19 protein-coding genes are annotated in these 23,944 nt (G+C 71.1%); 17 read left to right on the top strand and 2 right to left on the bottom strand.

From position 1 onward, the window contains the following. Window positions 1-6: 6 nt before the first annotated feature. Window positions 7-1,926, bottom strand: a complete 1,920-nt coding sequence (locus tag DEJ48_RS05765; protein ID WP_150215056.1) for a molybdopterin oxidoreductase family protein — start codon at window positions 1,924-1,926, stop codon at window positions 7-9. Continuing rightward, window positions 1,923-2,894, bottom strand: coding sequence for a 2-dehydropantoate 2-reductase (locus tag DEJ48_RS05760; RefSeq protein WP_150215054.1), 972 nt, complete (start codon window positions 2,892-2,894; stop codon window positions 1,923-1,925). The genes DEJ48_RS05765 and DEJ48_RS05760 overlap by 4 nt, the downstream gene beginning before the upstream one ends. Before the next feature lie 156 nt (window positions 2,895-3,050). On the opposite strand from DEJ48_RS05760, the gene DEJ48_RS05755 reads away from it, so the two are divergent. From DEJ48_RS05755 to DEJ48_RS05675, 17 genes are all read left to right on the top strand, one after another. Further along, entirely contained in the window at window positions 3,051-4,406 is a 1,356-nt protein-coding gene (locus DEJ48_RS05755; RefSeq protein ID WP_150215052.1) for an OFA family MFS transporter, read from the top strand. Between the two features lie 236 nt (window positions 4,407-4,642). Continuing rightward, complete coding sequence (locus DEJ48_RS05750) at window positions 4,643-5,590, top strand: beta-ketoacyl-ACP synthase III (protein WP_150215050.1); 948 nt, start codon at window positions 4,643-4,645, stop codon at window positions 5,588-5,590. A gap of 178 nt (window positions 5,591-5,768) precedes the next feature. Continuing rightward, complete coding sequence (locus DEJ48_RS05745) at window positions 5,769-6,449, top strand: GntR family transcriptional regulator (RefSeq protein ID WP_150215048.1); 681 nt, start codon at window positions 5,769-5,771, stop codon at window positions 6,447-6,449. Between the two features lies 1 nt (window position 6,450). Continuing rightward, entirely contained in the window at window positions 6,451-7,068 is a 618-nt protein-coding gene (locus DEJ48_RS05740) for a GNAT family N-acetyltransferase (protein WP_150215046.1), read from the top strand. A 164-nt stretch (window positions 7,069-7,232) separates the two neighbouring features. After that, window positions 7,233-8,414 carry an ROK family transcriptional regulator gene (locus DEJ48_RS05735; protein WP_150220987.1) on the top strand — a complete coding sequence of 394 codons (1,182 nt, stop codon included), beginning with the start codon at window positions 7,233-7,235 and terminating at the stop codon, window positions 8,412-8,414. Window positions 8,415-8,627: 213 nt separating this feature from the next. Further along, entirely contained in the window at window positions 8,628-10,145 is a 1,518-nt protein-coding gene (locus DEJ48_RS05730; RefSeq protein ID WP_150215044.1) for a sugar ABC transporter ATP-binding protein, read from the top strand. Continuing rightward, window positions 10,142-11,161: an ABC transporter permease gene (locus DEJ48_RS05725; RefSeq protein ID WP_150215042.1), complete on the top strand. Its 1,020-nt coding sequence runs from the start codon at window positions 10,142-10,144 to the stop codon at window positions 11,159-11,161. Before DEJ48_RS05730 ends, DEJ48_RS05725 begins: the two co-directional genes overlap by 4 nt. A gap of 16 nt (window positions 11,162-11,177) precedes the next feature. Then, window positions 11,178-12,218: a substrate-binding domain-containing protein gene (locus DEJ48_RS05720; protein WP_150215040.1), complete on the top strand. Its 1,041-nt coding sequence runs from the start codon at window positions 11,178-11,180 to the stop codon at window positions 12,216-12,218. A 48-nt stretch (window positions 12,219-12,266) separates the two neighbouring features. Then, complete coding sequence (locus DEJ48_RS05715; RefSeq protein ID WP_150215038.1) at window positions 12,267-13,502, top strand: Gfo/Idh/MocA family protein; 1,236 nt, start codon at window positions 12,267-12,269, stop codon at window positions 13,500-13,502. A gap of 78 nt (window positions 13,503-13,580) precedes the next feature. Further along, window positions 13,581-14,594 (top strand): sugar phosphate isomerase/epimerase family protein, encoded by a 1,014-nt coding sequence (locus DEJ48_RS05710; RefSeq protein WP_150215036.1) that lies wholly within the window; start codon window positions 13,581-13,583, stop codon window positions 14,592-14,594. A 216-nt stretch (window positions 14,595-14,810) separates the two neighbouring features. Then, a complete protein-coding gene (locus DEJ48_RS05705; protein WP_223831913.1) occupies window positions 14,811-17,315 on the top strand; it encodes a PQQ-dependent sugar dehydrogenase in 2,505 nt (834 codons plus the stop codon). A gap of 13 nt (window positions 17,316-17,328) precedes the next feature. Next, the gene (locus DEJ48_RS05700) at window positions 17,329-18,852 is read left to right on the top strand and encodes a ThuA domain-containing protein (protein WP_150215032.1); all 1,524 of its coding nucleotides are present in this window, start codon (window positions 17,329-17,331) and stop codon (window positions 18,850-18,852) included. A 95-nt stretch (window positions 18,853-18,947) separates the two neighbouring features. Further along, entirely contained in the window at window positions 18,948-20,288 is a 1,341-nt protein-coding gene (locus DEJ48_RS05695) for an inositol-3-phosphate synthase (RefSeq protein WP_150215030.1), read from the top strand. Continuing rightward, window positions 20,285-21,430 carry an SCO3242 family prenyltransferase gene (locus DEJ48_RS05690; RefSeq protein WP_150215028.1) on the top strand — a complete coding sequence of 382 codons (1,146 nt, stop codon included), beginning with the start codon at window positions 20,285-20,287 and terminating at the stop codon, window positions 21,428-21,430. The genes DEJ48_RS05695 and DEJ48_RS05690 overlap by 4 nt, the downstream gene beginning before the upstream one ends. Then, on the top strand, window positions 21,427-22,419 hold the full coding sequence (locus DEJ48_RS05685) for a sugar phosphate isomerase/epimerase family protein (protein WP_150215026.1): 993 nt from the start codon (window positions 21,427-21,429) through the stop codon (window positions 22,417-22,419). The genes DEJ48_RS05690 and DEJ48_RS05685 overlap by 4 nt, the downstream gene beginning before the upstream one ends. Continuing rightward, window positions 22,416-23,090 carry an EboA domain-containing protein gene (locus tag DEJ48_RS05680; RefSeq protein WP_150215024.1) on the top strand — a complete coding sequence of 225 codons (675 nt, stop codon included), beginning with the start codon at window positions 22,416-22,418 and terminating at the stop codon, window positions 23,088-23,090. Before DEJ48_RS05685 ends, DEJ48_RS05680 begins: the two co-directional genes overlap by 4 nt. Further along, entirely contained in the window at window positions 23,090-23,941 is an 852-nt protein-coding gene (locus DEJ48_RS05675) for a TatD family hydrolase (protein ID WP_150215022.1), read from the top strand. The genes DEJ48_RS05680 and DEJ48_RS05675 overlap by 1 nt, the downstream gene beginning before the upstream one ends. The last annotated feature ends 3 nt before the right edge of the window (window positions 23,942-23,944 follow it).

Raw genomic sequence — 23,944 nt, 5'->3', positions numbered from 1 at the left:
CTCACCTCACCCCGATCGGTCGGTCAGCTTGTCGATGCGGATCGCGGAGGCCTTGAACTCCGCCGTGCCCGCGATGGGACAGTTCGCCTCGATCGTCAGCCGGTTGGTGTCCACCTCGTCGGGAAAGTGCATGGTCATGAAGGCGAGGCCGGGCCTGAGCCCCGGGTCCACCCACACCGGCGCCACCACCGACCCGCGCCGCGAGGCGACCCGCACCTCCTCGCCCGCCACGACGCCGTACCGTTCCGCGTCCTCCGGGCACAGCTCGACGTACTCGCCGCGGCGCAGCGGAGACGCGAAACCTCCGCTCTGCACACCGGTGTTGTAGGAGTCGAGCCGTCGGCCCGTCGTCAGTCGTATCGGGTATGCCTCGTCGGTCGCGTCGACCGGCGGATCGTGTGCGACCAGCCCGAACGGCGCGCGCCTTCCGCGCCGTTGCGGATCCGCCTCCCACAATCTGCCGTGCAGATAGGAGGGTTCGAGACCGTCCTCGTCGGGGCAGGGCCACTGGATGCCCTGCAGCGCCTCCAGGCGGTCGTACGTCATGCCCCGGTGATCCGGCGAGACGGACCGCAGCTCGTCCCAGACGGCCCGCGCGTCCGCGTACTTCCACTCGTGCCCGAGGAGCCCGGCGAGCTCGCAGAGGATGTCGATGTCCTCGCGAGCCTCCCCGGGCGGCGCGACCGCCTTGCGGACCCGCTGCACGCGCCGTTCGCTGTTGGTGGTGGTGCCGTCGGTCTCCGCCCAGGCGGCGGTCGCGGGAAGCACGACGTCCGCCAGCTCGGCCGTCTTCGTGAGGAAGATGTCCTGGACCACGAGGAAGTCGAGGGCGCGCAGCCGCCGCGCCGCCTGCTCGCTGTCCGCCTCGGACTGGGCGGGGTTCTCGCCGATGCAGTAGACGGCCTTGAGGGTGCCTTCCTCCATGGCTTCGAACATCTCGGTGAGGTTCAGACCGTAGCGGGGCGGGATGGTCGTGTCCCAGGCCGACTCGAACGTGTGGCGTGTGTCCGGGTCGAGGATGTCCTGGAAGCCGGGGAGCCGGTTGGGGATGGCACCCATGTCGCCGCCGCCCTGCACGTTGTTCTGACCGCGCAGAGGCTGGAGCCCGGAGCCGAAGCGGCCCACGTGGCCGGTGAGGAGCGACAGGTTGATCAGTGCGCGCACGTTGTCCGTGCCGTTGTGGTGCTCGGTGATGCCGAGCGTCCAGCACAGCTGGGCCCGCTCGGCGCGTGCGTAGGCGTGCGCCAACTCCTGTATGGCGGCGGCCGGTACGCCCGTCACCTGTTCGGCGAGCGACAGCGTCCACGGCTCGACCAGGGCCGCGTACTCCTCGTGGTCCGTCGTCGCCCGCTCCATGAAGGCCCGGTTGGCGAGGCCCGCGTGGATGATCTCGCGGCCGATCGCGTGCGCCATCGGGATGTCCGTGCCGACGTTCAGACCGAGCCAGCTCTCCGCCCACTCCGCCGTCTTCGTGCGGCGCGGGTCGACCGCGTACATGCGGGCCCCGTTCCTGATGCCCTTCAGGACGTGCTGGAAGAAGATCGGGTGCGCGAAGCGGGCGTTGGAGCCCCACATGACGATCAGATCGGTGTGCTCGACCTCCTCGTACGAGGAGGTGCCGCCGCCCGAACCGAAGGCGGCCGACAGGCCCGCGACGCTCGGCGCGTGACAGGTGCGGTTGCAGGAGTCGACGTTGTTCGTGCCCATGACGACGCGCGCGAACTTCTGCGCCACGTAGTTCATCTCGTTGGTGGCGCGGGCGCACGAGAACATGCCGAAGGCGCCACGGGCCCGCCCGAACCCGGCGGCGGTGCGGGTCAGCGCCTCCTCCCAGGTGGCGCGGCGGAACGGTTCGGCACGGGAGTCGCGGACGAGGGGGTGGGTGAGGCGGGTGTACGTCTTGGGTGTGCGGTCGCGTTTGCTCATGCGGCGGTCCTCGATGCGAGCAGGTCCGAGATGGCGTGGACGGTGCGCAGCGTCGGCACCGGAACCCCGGTGATGTCCGCCAGTTCGACGACGGCCGCGAGCAGCACGTCCAGTTCAAGCGGTTTGCCGCGCTCCAGGTCCTGGAGTGTGGAGGTGCGGTGGTCGCCGACGCGCTCGGCGCCGGCGAGGCGCCGCTCCACCGAGATGTCGGGCTCGCAGCCGAGCGCCGAGGCGACGGCCAGCGTCTCGGTCATCATGATCTCGATGACGCGCCGGGTGCCGCCGTGCCGGCACATCTCGCCCATCGTGGCGCGGGCCAGCGCACTGATCGGGTTGAAGGAGATGTTGCCGAGCAGCTTGATCCAGATGTCGCCGCGCAGCTCCGGTTCGACCGGGCACTTCAGACCGCCCGCCACCATGGCCTCGCTGAAGGCGGCACAGCGGGCCGAGCGGGTCCGGTCCGGCTCGCCGATGGAGAAGCGGGTGCCCTCCAAGTGGCGGACGACGCCCGGTCCTTCGAGTTCGGTCGCCGCGTAGACGACGCAGCCGACGGCCCGTTCGGGCGCCAGCACCGCGCTGACGGCGCCGCCCGGGTCGACGCTCTCGACGCGGTGACCGTCGTGCGGTCCTCCGTGCCGGTGGAAGTACCACCAGGGGATGCCGTTCTGCGCGGCGACCACCGCGGTCGTGCCGTGCAGGAGCGGTGCGATGAGCGGCCCGCACGCCGCGTACGAGGTGGCCTTCAGGCCCAGGAAGACGAAGTCGACCGGCCCTATCTCGGCGGGGTCTCCGGTGGCGCGGACCCGTGCGGTGAAGTCTCCGCGCGGGCTCAGGACCCTTGCTCCGTGCTGCCTCATGGCCGCCAGATGCGGTCCACGGGCGACGAGATGGACGTCGGCGCCCGCGCGGTGCAGCGCGGCTCCGACGTAGGCGCCGATCGCACCGGCACCCAGGACTGCGACTTTCACGGTGGGACACTCCATTCGGTCGAGGAACGTATGGAGAATCAGGTCGACAGAATATTGTCTACAGTATGGAGGTTGGGTCGACAAGGGTCCGCGCATGCCCGTGCACGCTTCCCAACCTCCGGCCCAGTTCCTATGGTTCGGGATCATGAGGCAAACATGAGGCCCCCCGTCGCTCCCCCCGGCTGGAGCCGCTGGCTCGTACCGCCCGCCGCTCTGTCGGTGCACCTCTCCATCGGCCAGGCCTACGCCTGGAGCGTCTTCAAACCGCCCCTCGAATCCGCCCTCGACCTCTCCGGCACGCAGAGCGCGCTCCCCTTCCAGCTGGGCATCGTCATGCTCGGCCTCTCCGCAGCGTTCGGCGGCACACTCGTGGAACGCAACGGCCCGCGCTGGGCGATGGCCGTCGCACTGACCTGCTTCTCCTCCGGCTTCCTGATCGCCGCGCTCGGCGCGGCCCTCGGCCAGTACTGGCTGATCGTCTTCGGCTACGGCTTCGTCGGCGGGATCGGCCTCGGCATCGGCTACATCTCACCCGTCTCCACCCTGATCAAGTGGTTTCCGGACCGGCCGGGCATGGCCACCGGCATCGCGATCATGGGCTTCGGCGGCGGCGCGCTCATCGCCTCGCCGTGGAGCGCGCAGATGCTGGACTCCTTCGGTACGGACGCGGACGGCATCGCCCTCGCGTTCCTCGTGCACGGCCTGACATACGCCGTCTTCATGGCGCTCGGCGTGCTCCTGGTGCGCGTGCCGAGGACGGAGGGTGCGCACCGACCGGGCGGCCCCGGCGCGCTCGACGGGCCGCAGGTCTCGGCCGCGCGGGCCGTCCGCACCCCGCAGTTCTGGTGCCTGTGGGTCGTCCTGTGCATGAACGTGACCGCGGGAATCGGCATCCTGGAGAAGGCCGCCCCGATGATCACGGACTTCTTCGCCGGCACCGGGACGCCCGTGTCCGTCTCCGCCGCGGCCGGCTTCGTCGCCCTGCTCTCGGCGGCGAACATGGCGGGCCGCATCGGCTGGTCGTCGGCCTCCGACCTGATCGGCCGCAAGAACGTCTACCGCGTCTACCTCGGCGCGGGCGCGCTGATGTATCTGCTGATCGCACGCTTCGGCGACACCTCGAAACCGCTCTTCGTCTGCTGCGCGCTGGTGATCCTCTCCTTCTACGGAGGCGGCTTCGCGACAATCCCCGCGTATCTGAAGGACCTCTTCGGCACGTACCAGGTGGGCGCCATCCACGGCAGGCTGCTCACCGCGTGGTCGACGGCGGGCGTCCTCGGACCGCTGATCGTGAACCGGGTCGCCGACCACCAGGAGGAGGCGGGCAAGCACGGCCCGGGCCTCTACGGCCTCTCCTTCTCGATCATGATCGGGCTGCTGATCGTCGGCTTCGTCGCGAACGAGCTGGTCAGGCCCGTCCACCCCCGCCACCACATCCCCGCACCGAGGGAGGCCGCCGATGACGACGCCACAGCCGCCGACGACCACGCCACCGAGCGCACCGCCCAGTGACCGCGCGCGCGGCCGCCGCGCCCTGACCGTGTTCGCCTGGCTCTGGGTGGGCCTTCCACTCGGATATGGCGTCTACGAACTCGTACACAAGGTCACACAGCTCTTCAGAGGGTGACCAGATCATGAGAAACGTCCAAACCCTGCGCTCCTTTCCTGTCGCATCACGTGCACCGTTACTCATGAGTCGCTGACCACACTGGAGGGTCCCGTATCTCCGGCCCAAGGGGGACCCGTACATGCACGGCTCACGCATCGCCGCCGTCGGCCACTACCAGCCCGCCAGGATCCTCACCAACGAGGACCTGACGGCCAGGGTCGACACCAGCGACGAGTGGATCCGGTCCCGGGTGGGCATCCGCACCCGCCACATCGCGGGCCCGGAGGAGCCGGTCGACGAGCTGGCCGCGCACGCGGGCGGCAAGGCCCTCGCCGCCGCCGGGCTCACCCCCGAGGCGATCGACCTCGTCCTGGTGGCCACGTCCACGGCGATCGACCGCTCGCCGAACATGGCCGCGCGGGTCGCCGCGCGGCTCGGCGTCCCCGGCCCGGCCGCCCTGGACCTCAACGTGGTCTGCGCCGGTTTCACCCACGCCCTCGCCACCGCCGACCACACCCTGCGGGCCGGCGCCGCGACCCGTGCCCTGGTCATCGGTGCCGACAAGATGTCCGAGGTCACCGACTGGACGGACCGCACCACCTGCGTCCTGACCGGCGACGGCGCGGGCGCGGTCGTCCTGGAGGCGTGCGGGCCCGGCGAGGAGCCCGGCGTCGGCCCCGTGCTCTGGGGCTCGGTGCCCGAGATGGGCAACGCCGTCCGCATCGAGGGCACACCGCCCCGCTTCGCACAGGAGGGCCAGAGCGTCTACCGCTGGGCGACGACCCAGCTTCCCCCGCTCGCCCGAGCGGCCTGCGAGCGCGCCGGGCTCGCCCCCGCCGACCTCGCCGGAGTCGTCCTGCACCAGGCCAACCTCCGCATCATCGAGCCGCTCGCCGAGCGCATCGGCGCGGTGAACGCCGTCGTCGCGCGCGATGTCGTCGACTCCGGCAACACCTCGGCGGGCAGCATCCCGATGGCCCTGTCCAAGCTGGTCGAGCGCGGGGAGCTCCGCTCCGGGGACCCGGTCCTGCTGTTCGGCTTCGGCGGCAACCTGTCGTACGCGGGGCAGGTCGTGCGCTGCCCGTGAGGTGGTGCGCTGCCCGTGAGGTGGTGTGCCGCCCGTGAGGTGGTGTGCCGCCCGTGAGGTGGTGTGCCGCCCGTAACCGGACAGGCGATGTCCGTGTGATGGGCTCAACTCCCCCTGGTACTGGCCCCTGTAGCTCGTAGACTGTAGACAAAAGGCAATCTTCGAGGAGGGGACCGCGATGTTGTCCACAGGACTGCCGGCGGGGGCGGTGCCCAAGCTCGAACGGCCCGGGCCCCTCAGGGAGCGGGTCTACGAAGCCCTGCTCGAACTGATCACGACCCGTTCCCTGCAACCGGGCCAGCACCTCGTCGAGAGCGAACTGGCCGGGCACCTGGGCGTCTCGCGGCAGCCGGTGCGCGAGGCGTTGCAGCGGCTCAACACCGAGGGATGGGTGGACCTGCGGCCCGCCCAGGGCGCGTTCGTGCACGAGCCGACCGAGGAGGAGGCGGACCAACTCCTCACGGTCCGGACCCTGCTGGAGGCGGAAGCCGCCCGGCTCGCCGCCGCGAACACCGGCCTCGCCGGCATCACGGAGCTCGACGAGCTCTGCACCCGCGGCGAACAGGCCGTGTCCGACGGCGACGTGGACCAGGTGGTCGCCCTCAACGCCGCCTTCCACGCCAAGGTGATGGAGCTCGCGGGCAACGTGGTCCTCGCCGAGCTCGCCGGACAGGTGGACCGCAGGGTCCGCTGGTACTACACGCCGGTGGCCAGGCAGCGCGGCAGGCAGTCCTGGATGGAGCACCGCGAGCTGATCGCGGCGATCGCCGAGCGCGACGAGCGGCGGGCCACGGACGTCATGCGCGCTCACACGGAACACACCAGGCAGACGTACCACCAGCGCGACCGGGAGCAGTGAATTGAGTGCACCTCACGGTGTCCCCGGCCCCACGCCCCACCGCATACGCCCCCTGATCGACGAAGACGTTCCGGCGGCGGTGAACACCCTCGCCAGAGCCTTCGCCGACTACCCCTTCACCCGGCACGTCGTCGCCGCCGACGACCACCACCAGCGGGTGCGCCGGTTCCAGGAACTCTTCCTGACGCGCATCGGGATGGTCTACGGACGGGTCTGGGTCGCGGGCGCGGGCCGCGCCGTCGCCGTATGGACGACTCCGGCCCGGGACCCGGGCCCCGGCTTCGCCGCGGTCGGTCCGCTGATCGCGGAGCTCGCGGGGGACCGGGCGCCCTGGTTCGAGTCGGCGGACCGCGCGCTGCGGCCGCACCGGCCGCACTTCCCCGCCTGGTTCCTCGCGACGGTCGGGGTGGACCCGGACGAGCAGGGCAAGGGGCTCGGCGGTGCGGTGATCAGACCCGGCCTCGAAGCCGCCGACCGTGCCGGACTGCCCTGTTTCCTGGAGACCTCGACGGAGCAGAACGTGGCGTTCTACGAGCGGCTCGGCTTCACCGTCACGGCGGACGTCCCGCTTCCGGACAACGGGCCGCGTACCTGGTGCATGCTCAGGAAACCCGCCTAGACACACACCCCACCCCGTCCCCTCACCCCCCTTTGTCCTGTGACTGGAGAAAGTCATGGGTAATTCGCGCTCAACTTCTTCCCAGCCCCGGCAGGCACTGCTACGTTCCCCTCGAAAGCTCGAACCGGGAAGCCCGAAGAGGCGGGGAGGGGCGCGTGAGACGTATGACGGCTCGACCCGCCAACACGCACCAGGCACGGCTGCTGCGCCTGTTGCGTGACGGAGGACCCAACTCCCGCGCCCAGCTGGGCGATCAGGTCGACCTCTCGCGGTCCAAGCTCGCCGTCGAGGTCGACCGGCTCCTGGAGACCGGACTCGTGGTCGCCGACGGACTCGCCGCCTCGCGCGGCGGCCGCCGCTCCCACAACATCCGCCTGGCCCCGGCCCTCCGCTTCCTCGGCGTGGACATCGGCGCGACCTCGGTCGACGTCGCGGTCACCAACGCCGAGCTGGAGGTACTCGGCCACATCAACCAGCCCATGGACGTGCGCGAGGGCCCGGTCGCGGTCTTCGAACAGGTCCTCGCCATGGCGGCCAAGCTCAAGGCCTCCGGGCTCGCGGAAGGGTTCGACGGCGCCGGCATCGGCGTCCCGGGCCCCGTCCGCTTCCCCGAGGGCGTGCCGGTCGCCCCGCCGATCATGCCGGGGTGGGACGGCTTTCCCGTCAGGGAGGCCCTCAGCCAGGACCTGGGCTGCCCCGTCATGGTCGACAACGACGTGAACCTCATGGCGATGGGGGAGCAGCACGCGGGCGTCGCACGTTCCGTGGCCGACTTCCTCTGCGTCAAGATCGGCACGGGCATCGGCTGCGGCATCGTCGTCGGCGGTGAGGTCTACCGCGGTACGACGGGCAGCGCCGGCGACATCGGCCACATCCAGTCCGAACCGGACGGACGTCCCTGCGCCTGCGGCAACAAGGGCTGCCTGGAAGCCTATTTCAGCGGCGCGGCGCTCGCCCGCGACGCCGAGGAGGCGGCCAGGGAGGGACGTTCGGCGGAGCTCGCCATGCGGCTCGACGAGGCGGGACGGCTCAGCGCCGTCGACGTCGCGGCGGCGGCCGCAGCGGGTGACGCCACCGCACTCGACCTCATCCGCGAGGGCGGCAACCGCACCGGCCAGGTCATCGCGGGCCTCGTCAGCTTCTTCAACCCCGGACTCGTGGTGATCGGCGGCGGTGTGACCGGCCTCGGCCACACGCTGCTCGCCGCGATCCGCACCCAGGTCTACCGTCAGTCGCTCCCCCTGGCGACCGGCAACCTCCCCATCGTCCTCGGTGAGTTGGGCCCCACCGCCGGAGTCATCGGCGGCGCCCGCCTCATCAGCGACCACCTCTTCTCCCCGGCCTGACGGCCGGCCTCACCCCGAGCACCGTCCACGTGCCGGTCGGCCCGACCGGCACGTGAGGAACACCCGGCACGTAACCCGGCACGTGAGGAACACCGCCTCACCTCACCCGGCACCGCGCTCTGCTCCGCCCTGCGCCGGTGCCGCCACCCAGGCAACTCCGCCCTGCCCTGAATCCGCCCTGCCCTGCTGCGATCGCCGCCGAGGGGAACCGTCATGGCACAAGAACCACCACTGCTCACCATGTCCGGCATCACCAAGTCGTTCCCCGGAGTCCGTGCCCTCGACGGCGTCGACCTCCAGGTCCAGGCCGGGGAAGTGCACTGTCTCCTCGGCCAGAACGGCGCCGGGAAGTCCACCCTCATCAAGGTCCTCGCCGGCGCCCACCAGCCCGACGGCGGAGAGATCACCTGGCGCGGTGAGCGCACCACGCTCCGCTCCCCGATCGCCGCCATGCGGCTCGGCATCGCCACCATCTACCAGGAACTCGACCTGGTGGAAGGGCTGTCCGTGGCTGAGAACGTCCACCTCGGACACGAACCGACCGCCGCCGGATTCGTGGTGCGCGGCCGCGAGGCGAAAGCCTCAACTGCCGCACTGCTCAAGCGACTCGGGCACAGCGAGATCGATCCGGGGCGGCTCGTCGGCGACCTCTCCGCCGCCCAGCAGCAGATCGTGTCGATGGCCCGCGCGCTCTCGCACGAGGTGCGCCTCATCGTCATGGACGAGCCGTCCGCCGCCCTGGACCCCGACGAGGTCGACAACCTGTTCCGCATCGTCGGCGACCTGACGGCGGACGGAGTCGCCGTCGTCTACATCTCCCACCGGCTCGAGGAGATCCGCCGCATCGGCGACCGCGTCACCGTCCTCAAGGACGGGCGGGCCGTCGCGGGCGGACTGCCCGCCGAGTCCACGCCGACCAAGGACGTCGTGGCGCTGATGACCGGCCGCAACGTCGAGTACGTCTTCCCGGACCGGCCCACGGAACCTCCCACCGCCGAACCGGTGTTGACCGTGCGCGGCCTCTCCCGCCACGGCGAGTTCGAACCCTTCGACCTCGATCTGCGGCCGGGCGAGATCGTGGGCCTCGCCGGACTCGTCGGCTCGGGACGCTCCGAGATCCTGGAGACGATCTACGGCGCCCGAAAGCCCGGCTCCGGGCAAGTGGCCGTGAACGGACAGCCGTTGCGCTCCGGCAGCGTCCGTGCCGCCGTCCGTGCGGGGCTCGGGCTCGCCCCCGAGGAACGCAAGGCGCAGGCCCTCCTCATGCTGGAGTCCGTCACCCGCAACGTCTCGGTCACCTCCATGTCCCGTTTCTCGCGCGGTGGTTGGGTCGACCGGGGCGCCGAACGCGCCGCCGCACGCGCGGCGACCCGCGAACTCTCGCTGCGGCCCGACGATCCCTCGGTCCCCGTGCGCACTCTCTCCGGCGGCAACCAGCAGAAGGCCGTGCTGGCCCGCTGGCTGCTGCGCGGCTGCCGGGTCCTGCTGCTCGACGAGCCGACCCGGGGTGTCGACGTCGGCGCCCGCGCCGAGCTGTACGCGGTGATCCGCCGTCTCGCCGACGAAGGCCTCGCCGTACTCCTCGTATCCAGCGAAGTACCCGAAGTGCTCGGCCTCGCCGACCGCGTCCTGGTGCTGCGCGAAGGCCGCGTCGTCCATGCCGCGCCCGCCCGTGAACTCGATGAACACCGCGTACTCGACCTCGTCCTTGAAGGGAGCCCGGCGGCATGACCCAGCCAGCCCCGGCGGCCGAGGCCGCCACCCACAAGAGCACCCCCGCAGACGGCGGCAGCCCGTGGCGCGCCGCCGTGGCCCGCGCCGACGTGCGGACGCTCTCCCTGCTCGGCGTGCTCGCCGCGCTGATCGTGATCGGCGGCATCACTCAGCCCGACTCGTTCCTGGACTCCGACAACGTCCAGCTGATCCTCACCCAGGCCTCCGTCATCGGCGTGGTCACCGTCGGCATGACGTTCGTGATCATCTCCGGCGGCATCGACCTGTCGGTCGGCGCGATCGTCGCGCTCGCCTCGGTGTGGGCGACGACGGTCGCGACCCAGGATTTCGGTTTCGCCGGCATCCTCTTCACCGCCGTCATCGTCGGCATGGGGTGCGGCCTGGTGAACGGCGTGCTCATCGCGTACGGCGCGATCGTGCCGTTCATCGCCACCCTCGCCATGCTGGCGGCGGGCCGCGGTCTGGCCCTGCAGATCACCGACGGCAAGACCCAAATGGTCACGGTCGACGGGGTGTTGAAGCTCGGTGAGCGCGACTCGTACATCCTCGGCATTCCGCCGCTGGTCCTGGTCTTCGCCGCCGTCACCGTCGTCGGCTGGCTGATCCTGAACCGCACCACCTTCGGCCGCCGCTCGGTCGCCGTCGGCGGCAACGCGGAAGCGGCCCGGCTCGCCGGCATCGACGTCCGCAGGCAGCGGCTCTACCTGTACCTGCTTTCGGGGCTGTGCTGCGGCATCGCGGCCTTCCTGCTGATCATCCTCTCCGGCTCCGGCCAGAACACCAACGGCAACCTGTACGAACTCGACGCGATCGCGGCGGTGATCATCGGCGGCACCCTGCTCAGCGGCGGCCGCGGCACCATCACCGGCTCCGTGCTCGGCGTGCTGATCTTCACCACGATCCAGAACATCTTCGCGCTCAACAACCTGGAGACCGCGACCCAGCAGATCGCCAAGGGCGCGATCATCGTCGCCGCGGTGCTCGTCCAACGACGTTCGGCCACCACTTCCTGACCCGAGAGGCTCACCCATGCCATCCCACACGAGCCGCAGAGGACTCCTCTTCGGAGCCGCCGCGCTGTCCACCGGAGCCCTCATCACGGGCTGCACCAGCAACGAGTCCAAGGACGACGACTCCGACGACAAGTCGCAGCAGGTCGCCGACGACAAGCCGGGCAAGAAGGTCACCATCGGCTTCGCCGGCCCCCAGGCCGACCACGGCTGGCTCAACGCCATCAACGACAACGCCAAGAAGCGCGCCGAGAAGTACTCGGACGTCACTCTGGAGGCCACCGAGGGCTCCAACGACACCGCCGCGCAGATCGGCCAGGTCGAGACGCTGATCAACAAGAAGGTCGACGTCCTCGTCGTGCTGCCCGCCGACGGCAAGGCGCTCACCCAGGTCGGCCTGAAGGCCATGAAGGCCGGCATCCCCGTCGTCAACCTCGACCGCGTCTTCGCGTCCCCGCAGGCCTACCGCTGCTGGATCGGCGGCGACAACTACGGCATGGGCCTGAGCGCCGGGCACTACATCGGCGAGAAGCTCAAGGACAAGAAGAACGCACGCGTCGTGGAACTCGCGGGACTCGACAACCTGGAGCTCACCAAGCAGCGCTCCAAGGGCTTCGACGACGCACTGAAGAACTACCCGAACATCAAGAAGGTCGCCCGGCAGGCGGCCGACTTCACAGTCGAGTCCGGACAGTCAAAGATGTCCCAACTCCTGCAGGCGCAGAAGAACTTCGACGCCCTGTGGAACCACGACGACGACCAGGGCGTGGGCGCCCTGCGTGCCATCAAGCAGGCGGGCCGCGACGACTTCCTGATGGTCGGCGGCGCGGGCGCGCTCTCCGCCATGCAGGCCATCGAGGCGGACAACAGCGTCCTGAAGGCCACCGTCCTCTACCCGCCGACGATGGCAGCCTCCGCGATCGACCTCGCGCGCGCCCTCGGCCAGGGCAAGGGCGTCAACGGCATGGCGGAGTTCGAGATCCCCTCCTTCGTGACCTGCTACTCGGCCGTGGTCGACAAGGAGAACGTCGGCCAGTACATGTCCACCGGTTTCAAGTGATGCGCACGCCCGCACCCCCCACCGAGCGTCGACGAGGAGGATTACCGCATGCGTGAGACGGAAACCGAGGCCGGTGCCGATTCCGGGTCCGGTGCCGATTCCGGGTCCACCGGGAAGCGCCCCCTGGGCGTGGGCATGGTCGGCTACGCCTTCATGGGCGCCGCCCACTCGCAGGGCTGGCGCACCGTGGGGCGCGTCTTCGACCTGCCGGTGCGGCCGGTGCTCTCGGCCGTCTGCGGCCGCGACGGCGGCGCCGTGCGCGCCGCCGCCGACCGGCTCGGCTGGGCCGCCGCCGAGACCGACTGGCGCGCCCTGATCGCCCGGGACGACGTCGACCTCGTCGACATCTGCACGCCCGGCGACAGCCATGCGGAGATCGCCCTCGCCGCTCTGGAGGCGGGCAAGCACGTGCTGTGCGAGAAGCCACTCGCCAACACCGTCGAGGAGGCCGAGGCGATGGCCGAGGCCGCCGAGCGGGCCCGCGCACGCGGCCAGGTGGCCATGGTCGGCTTCAACTACCGCCGGGTGCCCGCGCTCGCGCTCGCCCGGCGGATGGTCGCCGAGGGGCGGCTCGGGGCGCTGCGCCACGTACGGCTGACGTACCTTCAGGACTGGCTCGTCGACGCTTCGTTCCCGCTCACGTGGCGGCTGCGCAAGGACCGGGCGGGGTCCGGGGCGCTCGGCGACCTCGGCGCGCACATCGTGGACCTCGCGCAGTACCTGGTGGGGGAGCCGGTGGCCGGAGTGTCGGCGCTCACGGAGACGTTCGTCCGCGAACGGCCGCTGCTGGAAGGCGCGCCGAGTGGTCTCACCGCGGAGGGTGGCAGCAGGCTCGGGACGGTCACCGTCGACGACGCGGCCGTCTTCACGGCACGGTTCCCGTCCGGCGCCCTCGCCTCCTTCGAGGCGACCCGCTTCGCCGCTGGCCGCAAGAACGCGCTGAGACTCGAACTCAACGGCTCTGAAGGGTCGTTGGCGTTCGACCTGGAGCGTCTGAACGAGCTCTCCTTCCACGACCACACCGAGCCCGCCGCGTCGTCCGGCTTCCGCCGCATCCTGGTGACGGAGCCCGACCACCCGTACGTGGAGGCCTGGTGGCCGCCGGGCCACGGTCTCGGCTACGAGCACACCTTCGTGCACCAGGCCCGCGACCTGCTGCACGCCATCGCGACCGGGGCACGGCCCGAACCGTCCTTCGCCGACGGTCTCTCCGTGCAGCGGGTGCTCGCCGCGGTGGAGGAGAGCGCGGCGAAGAACTCCGTGTACACGCCCGTCCTCGGCTGAGGTCCCGCCCGTTCCCGCCTGAATGCACACCCGTTCCCGCCCGAAGTTCGTCTCGTCCCCCTCCGAGGAGGCCTGGTCATGCCACGGCAGTTCACGCTCTTCACCGGCCAGTGGGCCGACCTTCCGCTCGAAGAGGTCTGCTCCCTCGCCCGCGACTTCGGTTACGACGGCCTCGAACTCGCCTGTTGGGGCGATCACTTCGAGGTCGACAAGGCGCTCGCCGACCCGACGTACCTGGACGGGCGGCACGCGCTGCTCGACAAGTACGGACTCAAGTGCTGGGCGATCTCCAACCACCTGGTCGGCCAGGCCGTCTGCGACGCGATCATCGACGAGCGGCACCAGGCGATCCTGCCCGCCCGCATCTGGGGCGACGGCGAGGGGGAGGGCGTGCGGCAGCGTGCCGCCGCCGAGATCAAGGACACCGCGCGGGCGGCCGCCGCCTTCGGGGTCGACACGGTCGTCGGCTTCACGGGGTCCTCGATCTGGCATCTGGTCGCGATGTTCCCGCCGGCTCCCGAGTCGATGATCGAGCGGGGGTACGAGGACTTCGCCGAGCGCTGGAACCCGATCCTCGACGTCTTCGACGCGGAGGGCGTCCGGTTCGCCCACGAGGTGCACCCCTCGGAGATCGCGTACGACTACTGGACCACGCACAAGGCCCTGGACGCCGTCGGCCACCGCCCCGCCTTCGGGCTGAACTTCGACCCGTCGCACTTCGTGTGGCAGGACCTCGACCCGGTCGGCTTCCTCTACGACTTCCGCGACCGCATCTACCACGTCGACTGCAAGGAGGCCCGGCGCCGCCTGGACGGTCGCAACGGCCGCCTCGGCTCGCACCTCCCGTGGGGCGACCCGCGCCGCGGCTGGGACTTCGTGTCGGCGGGCCATGGGGAAGTCCCCTGGGAGGACGTCTTCCGGATGCTGCGTTCCATCGCGTACGACGGACCCATCTCCGTCGAGTGGGAGGACGCGGGCATGGACCGCCTGCAAGGCGCGCCGGAGGCGCTGACGCGACTGAAGGCGTTCGATTTCGAGGCTCCGAGCGCGTCCTTCGACGCGGCGTTCGGCGGCCCGGACCGGGCCGAATGATCCGTACTGAGCAGTAGAGCCCATCCGGCCCCGTGCCACGTTTGTCCATTGACAGGAAAAAGTTCAACTTCCGTCGTGCACAAGGGCTTTCCGCCCGGGACAAACGTGGCTACCGTCCTTGAGGTGTTCAGGACATGAATGGTCCGGGGTGACGGCGCACCCCGGCGCACGGCGCACACACCCCGTACGACCGTCCCCCCATCCGGAGGAACCCCCGTGCACAGGAAACGCCCGAGACTCCGCAGCACCCTCGCCCTGCTCACCGGCACGGTACTCACCGGTGCCACCCTGACCCTCGCCGTGCCGAACGCCGGTGCCGTCCCCGCCGACCCGCCCGCGAAGGCAGCCCCCGCAGCCCCCGCCGCTCCTGTCGCCGAGGACTTCCAGCAGGTCACCCTCGCCAAGGGCGCCCCGGAGACGGGCGAGCCGATGACGCTGGCCGTGCTCCCCGACCGCTCGGTCCTGCACACCTCACGCGACGGCACGCTCCGCCTCACGGACGCGGCGGGCAACACCAGGATCGCCGGGAAGATCCCGGTCTACACGCACGACGAAGAGGGCCTCCAGGGCGTCGGCATCGACCCGAAGTTCAAGGACAACCGGGCGATCTACCTCTACTACGCGCCGCCGCTCGACACCCCCGCGGGTGACGCCCCGGAGAACGGCACGGCCGAGGACTTCAAGAAGTTCGACGGCGTGAACCGCCTCTCCCGCTTCGTCCTGAAGGCGGACGGCACCCTCGACAACGCCAGCGAGAAGAAGGTCCTCGACGTCCCCGCGAGCCGCGGCACCTGCTGCCACGTCGGCGGTGACATCGACTTCGACAAGGAGGGCAACCTCTACCTGTCGACCGGCGACGACTCGAACCCCTTCGCCTCGGACGGCTTCACGCCCATCGACGAGCGAGCGAACCGCAACCCCGCCTTCGACGCGCGGCGCAGCGCGGGCAACACTAACGACCTGCGCGGCAAGATCCTGCGCGTCAAGGTCGCCGACGACGGCTCGTACACCGTCCCGGACGGCAACCTCTTCGCCAAGGGCACCGAGAAGACCCGCCCCGAGATCTACGCGATGGGATTCCGCAACCCCTTCCGCATGAGCGTCGACAAACCGACGGGCATCGTCTACGTCGGTGACTACGGGCCCGACGCCGGCGCGGCCGACCCCAAGCGCGGCCCCGCGGGACAGGTCGAGTTCGCCAGGGTCACCGAGGCCGGCAACTTCGGCTGGCCGTTCTGCACCGGCAAGAACGACGCCTACGTCGACTACGACTTCGCGACCGGCACCTCCGGCTCCGCCTTCGACTGCAAGGCACCCAAGAACGATTCGCCGCACAACACCGGCCTGACCGACCTGCCGCCCGCGCAGGAAGCCTGGATTCCGTACGACGGCGGCTCCGTGCCCGAGTTCGGCAGCGGCTCCGAGTCCCCGATGGGCGGACCCGTCTACCGCTACGACGCGGCGAACACCTCCCCGGTGAAGTTCCCCGAGGCGTATGACGGCGACTTCTTCGCCGGCGAGTTCGGCCGCCGCTGGATCAAGCGCATCGAGCAGGGTGCGGACGGCACGGTCTCGAAGATCAACCCGTTCCCGTGGACCGGCACCCAGGTCATGGACATGGAGTTCGGCCCCGACGGCGCCCTCTACGTCCTCGACTACGGCACCGCCTGGTTCGGCGGCGACGAGAACTCGGGCCTCTACCGCATCGAGAACGCCACCGACGGACACTCCCCGGTCGCCGAGGCCACCGCCTCCAGGACGAGCGGGCAGGCGCCCCTGCGCACCAAGTTCACCGCCAAGGCCACGGACGCCGACGGCGGGACGCTCACCTACGCCTGGGACTTCGGCGACGGCGGCAAGTCCACGCAGCAGAACCCCACGTACACGTACAAGAAGAACGGCGTCTACACGGCCACCGTGACCGTGAAGGACTCCACCGGACGCACCGGGTCGGCCAGCGCGCACATCACCGTCGGCAACACCGCGCCCAAGGTGACCCTGGAACTCCCCGGCGACGGTCAGATGTTCACCTTCGGCGACAAGGTGCCCTTCAAGGTGAAGGTGACCGACCCGGAGGACGGCCCGATCGACTGCACCAAGGTCAAGGTCACGCACATCCTCGGCCACGACAGCCACGGCCATCCCGTCACCTCGGCCAACGGCTGCGAGGGAACCATCCAGACCTCCGCCGACGGTGAGCACGACCCGAACGCCAACATCTTCGGGGTGTTCGACGCCGAGTACACCGACAAGGGCGCCAACGGCCAGCCCGCGCTGACCACCCACGACCAGAACGTCGTCCAGCCGAAGCACCGTCAGGGCGAGCACTTCAACGACTCCAAGGGCGTCTCCGTCGTCAACCACACCCCCGCGCACGGCGGCAAGACCGTCGGCGACATCCACAACGGCGACTGGGTCTCCTTCAAGCCGTACATCCTCGGCAACGCCACCAAGCTGACCGCGCGCGTCGCGTCGGCCGGATCCGGGGGCACGCTCGAGGTGCGCAGCGGATCCGCCGGCGGCAGGCTCCTCGGCACCGTGAAGGTGGCGCCGACGGGTGGCTGGGAGACGTACGCCGACGTCAGCACGGCCATCAGCAAGCCGCCCACGAAGACCACGACGCTCTACCTGGTCTTCAAGGGCAAGGGTTCGGGAGCGCTGTACGACGTGGACGACTTCACGTTCACGACGAGCTCCACGACGCGCTCCTCGACGAGCTGAGAGGGGTCAGCACATGCGCTCATCCGTACGGCTGGCCACCGCGACCGCCGCAGCCGCCCTGCTCATCGGCTGTGTGTCGGGTCCCGCGGCCTCCGAGCCCGAGCCGTCGAAGAAGGCGGGGGAGAAGGTCCTGGTTTTCTCCAAGACCGCCGGCTTCCGCCACGACTCGATCCCCACCGGCGTCGCCACCGTCAAGGAACTCGGCGCCGCGAACGGCTTCGCCGTCGACGCGACCGAGGACGCGGGGGCCTTCACCGCCGCCAACCTGGCCCAGTACGACGCCGTGGTCTGGCTCTCGACGACCGGTGACGTCCTGAACGCCGCCCAGCAGACGGCGTTCGAGCAGTACATCCGCGGCGGCGGCGCCTACGTCGGCGTGCACGCCGCGGCCGACACCGAGTACGACTGGCCCTTCTACGGCGGGCTCGCGGGCGCCTACTTCCAGTCCCACCCCGCGATTCAGCCCGCGAAGGTGCACGTCGAGGACCACGCGCACCCGGCCACCGCCCACCTCGGCACAGGCAGCTGGGACCGCACCGACGAGTGGTACAACTACCGCGTCAACCCCCGCGACCGGGCCCGCGTACTCGCCACCCTCGACGAGTCGTCGTACACGGGCGGCACGATGTCCGGCGACCACCCCATCGCCTGGTGCCAGAACTACGAGGGCGGCCGCTCCTTCTACACCGGCGGCGGCCACACCAAGGAGTCCTACGCCGAACCCGCCTTCCGGCAGCACCTGCTCGGCGGCATCCGCTGGGCCGTCGGCGCGGCCCAGGCCGACTGCCGACCGGAGAAGGGCTACACCCCGATCTTCGACGGCACCGCCTCCTCGCTGCAGGGCTGGAAACAGGCGGGCCCCGGCTCGCTCCAGCTCAACGAGGGCGACGGAACGCTCAAGACCGTCGGCGGCATGGGCATGCTCTGGTACGACCGGCGCGAACTCGGCTCCTACTCCCTCAAGCTCGACTGGCGGATGCGGGGCGACGACAACTCGGGGATCTTCGTGGGCTTCCCGCCCTCCGACGACCCCTGGTCGGCCGTGAACAACGGTTACGAGATCCAGATCGACGCCACGGACGTCCCCGAGAAGACCACGGGCTCCGTCTACGGCTTCCGCTCCGCCGACCTGAAGAAGCGCGACCAGGCGCTGAACCCGCCGGGGCAGTGGAACACGTACGAGATTCGCGTCGAGGGCGAACGCCTTCGCGTCTACCTCAACGGAGTCAAGGTCAACGACTTCACCAACACGGACCCGGCGCGCAGCCTGCGCCAAGGCCACATCGGCATCCAGAACCACGGCGACGCCGACGAGGTCACCTTCCGGAACATCCGGCTGAAGGACCTGCCCGCCAAGGGCCGGCCGACTCGGCCGGGCCGACCGGGCAAGGACCACGCGGGGACAGCACATTCAGGACAGGACGGCCTGGACGGCCTGGGGAAGGTCCGCCCGGGGAAGGCTGTGCCGATGAGTGATGTGACGGCACACCACTCCGACCCACCCGCCCCGACGACCGGTTCGGGCGCGGGTCGCTAGACGGCGGCGGGCGGAGGACGCCGGACCTCCGCCCGCCGTCTTGCACCGCACTCACGTTCAGCGAGCTCCCGAACCGTGTCCCGAGCTCTTGAGTCATGCAGGAGGCAGCCGTGTCCACATCCGCGACCTCACCATCTACGCCCTCCACTCCTCCCCTCGGGACGCCGCCCCTCGGTCCCGTCGGCGTATGGCTGATCGGGGCACGCGGCTCGGTCGCGACCACGGCCGTCGCGGGCTGCGCGGCGATGACCGCCGGCCTCCACGCCCCCACCGGCATGGTGACCGAAACCGCGCCCTTCATGGACCGCGGCCTGCCAACGTTGTCGTCACTCGTCTTCGGCGGCCACGACACCACCAGCTGCCCCCTGCCCAAACGCGCCGAGGAACTCGCCGCGGGCGGCGTCCTGCCGCACGGCCTCCCCTCCGCGGTGCACGCCGAACTCGCGGCGGCAGACGCCGAGATACGTCCCGGCGGCCCCCAACCGGGCGACACCCGCACCGACGAGCAACTGATCGAGGCCTTCGCCGCCGACATCCGCGACTTCGTACGTCGCCGGGGCCTGGCCCGTGCCGTGGTGGTGAACGTCGCCTCGACCGAACCCCTCCCCGCCGACGACGCCGAACGGCTCCCCGCCAGCTCCCTCTACGCGGCCGCCGCCCTGCGCGCCGACTGCCCCTACGTCAACTTCACCCCCTCCACGGGCCTGCACCACCCGCGTCTCGCCGACGCGGCACGCACCTCCGGCCTCCCCTACGCGGGCCGCGACGGCAAGACCGGCCAGACCCTGCTCCGCTCCGTACTCGGCCCGATGTTCGCGCAACGCGCCCTCGCCGTACGCGCCTGGTCCGGCACGAACCTCCTCGGTGGCGGTGACGGCGCCGCCCTGGCCGACCCCGCGGCCGCCGCGGCGAAGAACGCGGGCAAGGAACGCGTCCTCGCCGACACGCTGGGCTCCGCCCCCGAGGGCGAGGTCCACATCGACGACGTCCCCTCCCTCGGTGACTGGAAGACGGCCTGGGACCACATCGCCTTCGACGGCTTCCTCGGCACACGCATGGTCCTCCAGACCACCTGGCAGGGCTGCGACTCGGCACTCGCGGCCCCCTTGATCCTGGACCTCGCCCGCCTGACCTCCCGCGCCCACGAACGCGGCCTCTCCGGCCCCCTGCCCGCCCTCGCCTTCTACTTCAAGGATCCGGACGCCGACGCCCCGGCGGCCCTGGGCGAGCAGTACGCCGCACTCATGGACTTCGCGGCGCAGCTGGGAGAAACCGGAGGGGCCCTGGGGGACCCGGGGGACCTGGGGGACCGAGGCGTCCCAAGGGACCGAGGCGTCCCAAGGGACCGAGGGGTTTTCGTCGAAGCCACTGGTCGCGTTTCCGGACGGGCCGATCGCGGTCCCGCCGACGGATCGCCGTCCGGTGAGGCCTCATGAGCGCCGTGGCCACGCGACGCGCCTGGGCCGAACTCCTGCGCCTCCCCGCCCTGTTCACCGTCCCCGGCGACGCCCTCGCCGGAGCGGCGGCGACCGGCCTGCGTCCCAACCATCGCACCCTCCTCGCCATCGGTTCCTCCCTCTGCCTGTACGAGGCCGGCATGGCCCTCAACGACTGGGCCGACCGCGCCGAAGACGCCGTCGAACGCCCCGAGCGCCCCCTGCCCTCCGGCCGCATCGCCCCACCCGCGGCCCTCACCGCGGCCACCGCCCTCACCGCCGCGGGCCTCGCCCTCGCCTCCCGCGCGGGCCGCCCGTCCCTCGCCGTCGCGGGCGCGCTGGCCGGGACGGTGTGGGCGTACGACCTCGCCCTGAAGCACACCCCCGCCGGTCCGGCAGCCATGGCCACCGCACGCGGCCTCGACCTGCTCCTCGGCGCGACCGCCACGGCAGGCCCCGACCACGATCACGATCCGCGGTCCCGGGCCACCGCGGCCGCCCCCTCGGCGGCGGCCCTCGCCGCCCACACCCTGGCCGTCACCGTCGTCTCCCGCCGCGAAGCGCAGGGCGGCTCCTCGACCGCGCCCTTGGCCGCACTGGCGACGACGGCCGCCCTGACCCGCCTGGTCGGCGCCGGCACCACACGCCGCCCCTCGGTGGGCGGGGACGGAGACGTGGACGACGGCGGGTTCGGATGGCGGCGACGAGGCCGGAGCGCCCCGGGGGAAAGCGCCTCAAGGGGAAGTGCCTCAAGGGGAAGCGCCTCAAGGGGAAGCGCCTCGACGGGGAGCGCCTCAAGGGGGAGTGCCAGTGGACTCGCTCCCGAGAGCGGCCCCGCCCTCCGGACCGCGACTCCCGAGAGAGGCCCGGCCCCCCGGACCGCGACTCCCGACACCGCCCACCGGGCCCTACGTGGCGCCCTCGCCCTCGCCTACGCCGGAACCGCCGCCAGACCCCTCTTCCACGCCGCCCTCAACCCGTCGCCTCCCCTCACCCAGCGCGCCGTCGGCGGCGGCATCCGCGCCATGATCCCGCTCCAGGCCGCCCTGGCCGCCCGTACCGGCGCCCCCGTCACAGCCCTCCTGACCGCAGCGCTCGCCCCCGCGGCCCGACGGTTCGCACGAAAGGTGAGCGTCACATGAGCGGACCAGTCCCACGGAAGCGCCACCCGCACGACGCGAGCCAGAGTGGTCACGATGGCCACGACAGCCATGACAGCCAAGACAGCCACGGCACCGGGCTCCGCTTCGGCTATGGGACCAACGGGCTGACCGACCTGCGTCTCGACGACGCCCTCGGTCTCCTCGCCGACCTCGGCTATGCCGGTGTCGGCCTGACGCTCGATCACATGCACCTCGACCCCCTCGCCCCCGATCTCGCCGCCCGCACCCGCCATGTGGCCCGCCGTCTCGACCGCCTCGGCCTGGGCGTCGCCATCGAGACCGGCGCCCGCTACGTCCTCGACCCGCGCCAAAAGCACGGTCCCTCCCTCCTCGATCCCGACCCGGAACGGCGCGCCGAACGCGGCCGTCTGCTGATCCGCGCCGTTCAGGTCGCCGTCGACCTGGGCGCCCACGCCGTGCACTGTTTCAGCGGCATCACCCCGGCAGACACCCCGGCCGACATCGCCTGGCGGCGCCTCACCGACGCGCTCGAACCCGTACTCGACGCCGCCTCGGGCGCCGGTGTCCCGCTCGCGATCGAGCCCGAACCCGGCCACCTCCTTTCGTCCCTCGCTGACTTCCATCACCTGCGCCGGCATCTAGGGGACCCCGACCCCGAACTCCTCGGCCTCACCCTCGACATCGGCCACTGCCAGTGCCTCGAACCCCTCCCTCCCGCGGACTGCGTGCGTGCCGCCGCCCCCTATTTGCGGCACGTCCAGATCGAGGACATGCGCCGCGGAGTCCACGAGCACCTGCCCTTCGGCGACGGAGAGATCGACTTCCCGCCCGTCCTCGAAGCGCTGGCCAGCGTCGGATACCGAGGGCTGACCGTCGTCGAACTACCCCGCCACTCCCACGCGGGCCCCGACCTCGCCGCCCGCTCCATCGACTTCCTGCGCCGCGCGGAAGCCGCCGTTCCGGCCCCCGTCCTCGCCGCCACCCCCGCCGAAGGAGGTACCCCATGACCGACGCCTCCGAGATCACCGCCCTCCGCGCCCACCTCGAGAACGACCTCGGCGGAGCCGCCCGCGCCTGGCTCGACCAGGCCACCGCCGAAGCCGCCGCCCACGGAGAGCGACCCGAACGGGAGGGGCCGGGACCCACCCCCATGTGGGAGCTTCGGTTCGCCGAGGCCGGACGCCGCTGCGGTCCCGACCACGCCGACGCCGCCCGCATCCTGCTCCTGCAAGCCGCGAACGCCACCCCGGTCACCCTCGCCCGCCTCTACGCCCAGGGCACCGCAGCCGAACGCCGGGCCGTCCTGCGGTCACTGCCCCACCTGGTGCCGGGCCCCGACGCGCTGCCCCTGGTCGAGGACGCCCTGCGCACCAACGACACGAGCCTCGTCGCCGCGGCCGTCGGCCCCTACGCCGCCGCACACCTGCCTCCGCACGACTGGCGGCACGCCGTCCTCAAGTGCCTGTTCACCGGTGTCCCGCTGGACGCCGTCGCCGACCTGCCGAGGCGTGCCCACTCAGACGCGGAACTCGCCCGGATGCTCGGCGACTACGCCACGGAGCGGTCCGCGGCCGGCCGCCCTGTCCCCGGCGACCTGCACCGAGCCATGGAGCTGACCGTCCTCGAGTCCCCCTCGGCCCCCACGGGCCCCCTCACCGGCGAGGAGCAGGAGTCCTGATGCGCATCTTCGACCCCCACATCCACATGACGTCCCGCACCACCGACGACTACCAGGCGATGTATGCCGCCGGCGTCCGCGCCGTCGTGGAACCCGCGTTCTGGCTCGGCCAGCCACGCACGTCGCCCGCCTCCTTCTTCGACTACTTCGACTCCCTTCTCGGGTGGGAACCCTTCCGCGCGGCCCAATACGGCATCGCCCACCACTGCACGATCGCCCTTAACCCGAAGGAGGCGAACGACCCCCGCTGCACGCCCGTCCTCGACGAACTGCCCCGCTATCTCGTCAAGGACAACGTCGTCGCCGTCGGAGAGATCGGCTACGACTCCATGACGCCGGCCGAGGACACCGCGCTCGCCGCCCAGCTGCAGCTCGCCGCCGACCACGAGCTGCCCGCTCTCGTGCACACCCCGCACCGCGACAAGCTCGCGGGTCTGCGCCGCACCATCGACGTGATCAGCGAGTCCGCCCTGCCCCTCGACCGCGTCCTGATCGACCACCTCAACGAGACCACCGTCAAGGAAGCCAAGGACAGCGGCTGCTGGCTGGGCTTCTCCGTCTATCCCGACACCAAGATGGACGAGCAGCGGATGGTCGCGATCCTGCGCGACTTCGGCCCCGACCGGGTGCTCGTCAACTCCGCCGCCGACTGGGGAAAGAGCGACCCCCTCAAGACCCGCAAGGTCGCCGACGCCATGCTGGCCACCGGGTACGACGAGGACGACGTCGACCTCGTGCTGTGGCGCAACCCCGTGGAGTTCTACGGACTCAGCGGCCGGCTCCAGCTCGACGTGCGCGAACCGGACACCGCCACCCACGAAGGCAACTCCATCCTGCGCGGCGGGGCGTGACCC

The organism is Streptomyces venezuelae, assembly GCF_008642315.1.
Taxonomy (GTDB): Bacteria; Actinomycetota; Actinomycetes; order Streptomycetales; family Streptomycetaceae; genus Streptomyces; species Streptomyces venezuelae_D.
The sequence above is the reverse complement of the archived record's forward strand: the minus strand, read 5'-3'. Positions and strand labels throughout refer to the sequence as shown.

Bases quoted from the DNA above. Each gene is read 5' to 3' on its own strand.
- DEJ48_RS05765 (WP_150215056.1), bottom strand. From the start codon at position 1,926: ATGAGCAAACGCGACCGCACACCCAAGACGTACACCCGCCTCACCCAC.
- DEJ48_RS05755 (WP_150215052.1), top strand. From the start codon at position 3,051: ATGAGGCCCCCCGTCGCTCCCCCCGGCTGGAGCCGCTGGCTCGTACCG.
- DEJ48_RS05750 (WP_150215050.1), top strand. From the start codon at position 4,643: ATGCACGGCTCACGCATCGCCGCCGTCGGCCACTACCAGCCCGCCAGG.
- DEJ48_RS05745 (WP_150215048.1), top strand. From the start codon at position 5,769: ATGTTGTCCACAGGACTGCCGGCGGGGGCGGTGCCCAAGCTCGAACGG.
- DEJ48_RS05735 (WP_150220987.1), top strand. From the start codon at position 7,233: ATGACGGCTCGACCCGCCAACACGCACCAGGCACGGCTGCTGCGCCTG.
- DEJ48_RS05730 (WP_150215044.1), top strand. From the start codon at position 8,628: ATGGCACAAGAACCACCACTGCTCACCATGTCCGGCATCACCAAGTCG.
- DEJ48_RS05725 (WP_150215042.1), top strand. From the start codon at position 10,142: ATGACCCAGCCAGCCCCGGCGGCCGAGGCCGCCACCCACAAGAGCACC.
- DEJ48_RS05720 (WP_150215040.1), top strand. From the start codon at position 11,178: ATGCCATCCCACACGAGCCGCAGAGGACTCCTCTTCGGAGCCGCCGCG.
- DEJ48_RS05715 (WP_150215038.1), top strand. From the start codon at position 12,267: ATGCGTGAGACGGAAACCGAGGCCGGTGCCGATTCCGGGTCCGGTGCC.
- DEJ48_RS05710 (WP_150215036.1), top strand. From the start codon at position 13,581: ATGCCACGGCAGTTCACGCTCTTCACCGGCCAGTGGGCCGACCTTCCG.
- DEJ48_RS05700 (WP_150215032.1), top strand. From the start codon at position 17,329: ATGCGCTCATCCGTACGGCTGGCCACCGCGACCGCCGCAGCCGCCCTG.
- DEJ48_RS05695 (WP_150215030.1), top strand. From the start codon at position 18,948: ATGCAGGAGGCAGCCGTGTCCACATCCGCGACCTCACCATCTACGCCC.
- DEJ48_RS05690 (WP_150215028.1), top strand. From the start codon at position 20,285: ATGAGCGCCGTGGCCACGCGACGCGCCTGGGCCGAACTCCTGCGCCTC.
- DEJ48_RS05685 (WP_150215026.1), top strand. From the start codon at position 21,427: ATGAGCGGACCAGTCCCACGGAAGCGCCACCCGCACGACGCGAGCCAG.
- DEJ48_RS05680 (WP_150215024.1), top strand. From the start codon at position 22,416: ATGACCGACGCCTCCGAGATCACCGCCCTCCGCGCCCACCTCGAGAAC.
- DEJ48_RS05675 (WP_150215022.1), top strand. From the start codon at position 23,090: ATGCGCATCTTCGACCCCCACATCCACATGACGTCCCGCACCACCGAC.